This window comes from Pseudomonas sp. (genome assembly GCF_049590575.1).
GTDB lineage: Bacteria > Pseudomonadota > Gammaproteobacteria > Pseudomonadales > Pseudomonadaceae > Aquipseudomonas.
Window position 1 is genome coordinate 1 of record NZ_JBAWDE010000095.1, and the last position, 5,164, is coordinate 5,164.

Below are 5,164 nucleotides of genomic sequence, written 5' to 3' on the forward strand. Positions count from 1 at the left end.
GGAAAAGTGCGATGAATCAATTTGCGATTCTGTACGGAGATCGATTTATCAGGCCAACCTGGTAAAAGCACGGCCTGCCTCAGGGCAGGCCGTTACCGGCCCGCACACAAAAAAACTGACAGTCCCCTTACGCCACCCTACAAATTCATACTCATGCTTTCAAGTAACGAGCAAAAAGCCATCAAATATGCTGCAACGCTTGATCCTCTGCACGTTGCAGAGGACCGAGTCTCAGGCTGTACTCGCCCATCGCAGCAATTATAAATGCCCCCATAAAACCCAACCCTCTCAGCATGAGCCAGACAGACAGTATTGCTAGAATCTCCACCACTTTAAAATTGGCATAGCACCCTATCACCACGCCGACAGAAAAATGCAGTAGCCCGATAATCACTTCAACTTTTGAAGAATGGAAAGCTCTCATCAGACTGCCCACCTTCTTAAATTTATCAGTCCTAACCCATCGCATATCCAATTGAAAAATCGGTACAAAAAACGCGACCGCAGCATTCCAACGAAGCGCGCTTTCCAACATGATAGTCAGAACGTAATTTCTAAATCCGCGGTTGCCCAACCTCCGCAGAGCGATCCATACTTTCAAATAATTAATGACTATACCCACAACCAGAAAAGCTATCACACTACCAGGCACCACGAGCTGTACATGATTGACTATTAAGTAAGCCGCGATAGAAGCCATCAGCACACTGGGCACAAAAAACAACCCAGAGCTCATATAACCAAACAACCGCTTCAGGCGCAAAATTCGTTGACTCGGGGTAAACTCACTGTCTTGATCTAACCCTAAATGCATACGCCAATTCACCTTAAACTCCTGTACCGGCCCTGCCGCCCAACGAAACAATTGCTTTTTTACACCCTCGAAGGTCTCAGGAATAAGCCCTCTCCCGAACGTGTCTTCAAAGACGTGACCTGTGTATCCCTTCGCGTGCAGCCTTACGGATAATTCGTCATCTTCCGTCAAGCTCCATTCCGCCCATCCCCCTACCTCCTCGAGTGCCTGGCGTCGCACGAGACACATGGTACCCACCAAATTTGCTGCGTTGAACTCATTAGTTGCTGGATGCACTATTTTCTGCGCCGGTAAATAATGGTAGTAAACGCTGGATAAAAAGGGATTATGACTCCACCCCCTGTAATCATGACTTGACTGCACAAACGCAACATTCCGATCGTCAAACAGGCCTACCAGGGTTCTGAGAAAATGTGGTTCGACAAGATAATCCGCATCTACCGCAGCTACTATGTCTGCACTGGGATCAGTCTTCCTTAATGCAAAGTTCATCGCTCCCGCTTTGGCGCCGTAGAGAGGGTCCACGTGAAAAAATTTAAATTTTTCACCTAAGGCAACGCAGTGTTGTTCAACAGGACGCCAGAGCGCAGGATCTTTCGTATTATTATCTACTACGATGACTTCAAAACTTGAATAATCGAGCCGTGACAGGGCGTCCAAGGTGGCAATAACTATTTCGGAAGGTTCATGATAACAAGGCACATGCACTGACACTTTGGGATATACCCTATACGTCAGGGGCGACGCCAATACATCCAACGCACGGTCGCGCTTCGAGAAATTTATTGAATAACAAGGCAAGTCGACAATCACTCCCCAAAGCGAGTCAAAAATCGTCATCAGCAAGAATAATATCAATCCTCCATAACCGATCATGACCATGAAATCCGGCCACTCACGAAACCCTAACATGTCGTGCACAGAGACGACGATGGTCAAAGAAACGCAAAAACCGGAAGACATCAATAATCGTCCAAACTCTGTATAACGTCGTGCAGACACCTTAACTATCACACCAAATACAACACCACCAATCAGTGGGATTGTTACACTACTAAAATCCGTCACTGTCCACCACGCCAATAACAACGCCGTTCCTAGGCCACCACACCATGTCAATCGCCAAACAAGATTGCTTTGAATCATGAGAGTAAACCGTGCCATTAGTATCAAGCCGGTCAGGGCATATATGTACACTCCAAAATATAGCGCATCCATTGAAACGTCCTTATGTGTCACGCATCTAAATCGCCAAAAACACTACCCATAGTGGATGATCAAGCAATGGTCGCCTACTGTGAGAGTTGACAGTTCTCTATTCAATTCCGAAATAACAGTGGTCATTTTTTCTAATAGACTGGTCGAGCCTTCATCGGCGTACCATAGATGATGATTTGCGGTTGCAACGATCGAGGCGCCGCGTAGCGTTCGCGCCGTCGCCGACCTCGGTCAGCGACCGGGTTTCGCCTGTTGCGGGTTGATGTGATTTAAGTGTTGAGGAAACCCGCTTTGCAGGGTTTTCTGGTTTTGGGAAGCCCGGCCGGGTACTTCTGGGTTGTTGTGGCGAGCAGGCTTGCCACAGCTAGCTTGCTCAGCATCGTCAGTGTCAGGCCGCTGATGTTTCTTTATGATGGGGCCTTTCGCTTAACGCCCCAGGAAATGCCCATGCCTGCCCTCACTTTCCGCAACGCCCTGCCCGCCGACGCCGCGCGCTGCTTTGAAATCGAAATCAGCGCCTACGAAGGCGACGAAGCCGCGACGCTGGAGAAGATCGCCACGCGGATTGCGCAGTACCCGCAAGGTTTTTTGATTCTGGAAGCTGATGCCGAGGTGGTGGGGTTTATCAACTGTGGTTGCGCGCATCAGGTGGTGATGTCGGACGAGGCGTTCAAGGAGTTGGTGGGGCATGCGGCCGAGGCGCCGAATGTGGTGATTATGTCGGTAGTGGTCGACCCGGCGCATCAGGGCAAGGGGTATTCCACGCTGTTGATGACGGATTTTGTGCAGCGCATGCGCGCGCTGGGCAAGCAGACGATTCATTTGATGTGCAAGGAGCAGCATGTGCCGTTGTACACGCGCATGGGCTACACCTATGTGCAGCCTTCGCCTTCGGATCACGGCGGGATGGCGTGGCATGAGATGGTGAGGGTGCTCGCGTGATGACGGCGCCGCAGGTTGAAGTCAGCGACCAGCCCGACCCCGAGGCCGAGCGCATTCTCGGCAAGGGTCTCGCTGCGTTCAATAAGGCCATTACCGGCTACAACGACCGCCAGCCGCTGACGGTGTTGCTGAGGGACCCACACACCCAGCAAATCCTCGGCGGCATCACTGGCAAGACCACCTTGGGCATGGCCTTTCTCGACCTGTTCCACTTGCCCGACTCGCTGCGCGGCACGGGGCTAGGCGGCCGGTTGCTGCAAGCGTTCGAAGACGAAGCACGGCGCCGAGGATGTGCGAACGCGGTGCTGTATACGCTCAGCTTTCAGGCGCCGGGGTTTTACCAGAAGCATGGGTGGGTGCGCTTCGGCGAGGTGCCTTGTGAGCCTGCGGGCAGCAGCCGCGTGTTTCTGTCTAAACAGCTGTAGCGCTCAGGGCTTTGCCAAATAGCCGATTTTCATGGCTTTCGCCCTGGAAGGTGTAGGTCGGCGCGCCCAGCACCGCGTACCCGCGCCGAGGGTAGAAACCCAGCGCGCGCTCGTTGCCCACCCACACCGTCGCCCACAGCATCGCAGCGCCTTCGTGCGCGGCGAGCTGTTCTGCCGCCTGCAGCAGTTGAACGCCGATGCCCTGACCGGTGAAGCGTTCCTGGATGTACAGGCGTTGCAATTCGGCGACGTTGGGCGTGTCGATCAGCGCGTGGCCGGTGCCCAGTTGAATCTGGGCGAAGCCGACCAGGTGGTTGTTCACCTCGGCCACCACCAGCGCCGTGCCCGGCTGCTCGATCAGTTGGGCGATGGACTCGGGTGCGAAAGCGTGCAGCGCTTGCTTGGCGATCGCGCAGCGAATGCCTTCGGTGGCGTAGGTGTCGAGAAACACCTGCATGCCCAGCACGCCGATGCACAAGGCGTCCTGGGGGATGGCGTGGCGAATCTGGCAGGTCATGGCGTTCGGCTGCTCAGCATGCGATGGCTTGGCCTTCACTCATTGGAGATCAATGAGCCGGTGCCGGCAGGTGGGTAGATGACCTCTTGGGAATCAATGTCCTTGATGCTGGAAAACGTGCGGTATTGGGTGCTGTAGTTCGGCCCCACCCCGCGGGTGCTGGCGGAAAGGCGATAGGTCACCAGGTAGCGTTTGCCGGCCTTGAAGTCGACGTCGTCAGCGCCTTCGTCGCAGAACGCGCCGCCCGTGCCCAGGGCGTTCATCGACACGTTGCACCAGCGCAACGAGTGTTTGCCGGGTGCGAGCTTGAGGGCTTGTTCGCCGGTCACGTTGAGAATCGAGTGACGCCCCGCGCCGGGCAACGGCACGCCGTCGACTTCGACCGCCAATGCCAGGCGGTGAAACGGTACGCCCAGTTCGCGCTCGCGCCAGGTGTCGAAGTACACCAGCACGGCATTCGCTGCGTTATTGGAAAGGTCGACGGGGTGCAGTTTTTCCGGGGCCCAATCGCCCTGGTAATTTTTGTAGTGGTAGTCGGAGCAGGCGCCGAGCAGCGGCAGGGTCAATACAGCGGCGAATTTCAGCAGTTTCATCCGGGTAACGGTCCTTGTGGGCGATGAATTCGTATCGACATCATCGCGGATTTCTTGAACCGATTGCCACTGTCGATTCGCCGCACTACCAACTGCCGGACGCCCCGCCGCCGCCACTGGAGCCGCCACCGCCGGACGAACTGCCGCTGGAGCTGGAGCTGCTGGAGCTGCCGGAGCTCGAAGAACCTCCGCCTGAACTCGAACCCGACCCGCCCGCCGTCTTGCCAAAGATGAACAACGCTACAAACGAGGCAATCGGGAACGCCAGCAACCAGCCGTCACGGCCCGCGTCGGCGATAAAACCTGCCGCCAGGTACACGCCCGCCGCCGCGCACAGGCGCACGATAAAACCGGTCTGGCTGCGTTTCCAGGCGGCTTTCATAACGATCCACAGCACCACATACGCGCCCAGCACGGCCAGTGCACCGAGCGGCATGGCCAGCCAATGGATGAAGTTGACGTCGACGTAGTGGTCGGCCACCAGCAGCCCGGCGATGTAGATGAGCAGCCCGATCACGCAATAGAACAGCGTGCGCGCCAGCCACAGGGCGCCGAAGGTCGCGCCGCCGATCAGCATGGTCAGCGGCAATAGCAGCAGGTAGATCGGCCAGTCGCGGCCGCCGCCAAAAATCGCCAGCAGCACCGTGGCTGCCAC

At 55.7% G+C, this 5,164-nt stretch carries 5 protein-coding genes and 1 pseudogene; 2 read left to right on the top strand and 4 right to left on the bottom strand.

Features of this window, described 5'->3' with window-relative positions:
* Window positions 1-181 precede the first annotated feature (181 nt).
* Window positions 182-2,032, bottom strand: coding sequence for a glycosyltransferase (locus tag WBR57_RS07505; protein ID WP_424083294.1), 1,851 nt, complete (start codon window positions 2,030-2,032; stop codon window positions 182-184).
* Between the two features lie 447 nt (window positions 2,033-2,479).
* On the opposite strand from WBR57_RS07505, the gene WBR57_RS07510 reads away from it, so the two are divergent.
* Together WBR57_RS07510 and WBR57_RS07515 are read left to right on the top strand one after the other, a co-directional pair.
* Window positions 2,480-2,974: a GNAT family N-acetyltransferase gene (locus tag WBR57_RS07510; RefSeq protein WP_424083295.1), complete on the top strand. Its 495-nt coding sequence runs from the start codon at window positions 2,480-2,482 to the stop codon at window positions 2,972-2,974.
* Window positions 2,974-3,399: a GNAT family N-acetyltransferase gene (locus tag WBR57_RS07515; protein WP_424083296.1), complete on the top strand. Its 426-nt coding sequence runs from the start codon at window positions 2,974-2,976 to the stop codon at window positions 3,397-3,399. Before WBR57_RS07510 ends, WBR57_RS07515 begins: the two co-directional genes overlap by 1 nt.
* On the opposite strand, the gene WBR57_RS07520 is transcribed toward WBR57_RS07515, so the two are convergent.
* The 3 genes and pseudogenes from WBR57_RS07520 to WBR57_RS07530 form a co-directional block, all read right to left on the bottom strand.
* Window positions 3,386-3,916: a GNAT family N-acetyltransferase gene (locus tag WBR57_RS07520; protein ID WP_424083297.1), complete on the bottom strand. Its 531-nt coding sequence runs from the start codon at window positions 3,914-3,916 to the stop codon at window positions 3,386-3,388. The two genes, WBR57_RS07515 and WBR57_RS07520, sit on opposite strands and share 14 nt — an antisense overlap.
* 35 nt (window positions 3,917-3,951) lie before the next feature.
* A complete protein-coding gene (locus tag WBR57_RS07525) occupies window positions 3,952-4,509 on the bottom strand; it encodes a hypothetical protein (RefSeq protein ID WP_424083298.1) in 558 nt (185 codons plus the stop codon).
* Between the two features lie 85 nt (window positions 4,510-4,594).
* Window positions 4,595-5,164: pseudogene (locus WBR57_RS07530) on the bottom strand (TPM domain-containing protein); the annotation flags it as partial.

Excerpts from the sequence above, each read along its gene's own strand:
- WBR57_RS07505 (WP_424083294.1), bottom strand. The coding sequence starts at position 2,032 with ATGGATGCGCTATATTTTGGAGTGTACATATATGCCCTGACCGGCTTG.
- WBR57_RS07525 (WP_424083298.1), bottom strand. The coding sequence starts at position 4,509 with ATGAAACTGCTGAAATTCGCCGCTGTATTGACCCTGCCGCTGCTCGGC.
- WBR57_RS07510 (WP_424083295.1), top strand. The coding sequence starts at position 2,480 with ATGCCTGCCCTCACTTTCCGCAACGCCCTGCCCGCCGACGCCGCGCGC.
- WBR57_RS07515 (WP_424083296.1), top strand. The coding sequence starts at position 2,974 with ATGACGGCGCCGCAGGTTGAAGTCAGCGACCAGCCCGACCCCGAGGCC.
- WBR57_RS07520 (WP_424083297.1), bottom strand. The coding sequence starts at position 3,916 with ATGACCTGCCAGATTCGCCACGCCATCCCCCAGGACGCCTTGTGCATC.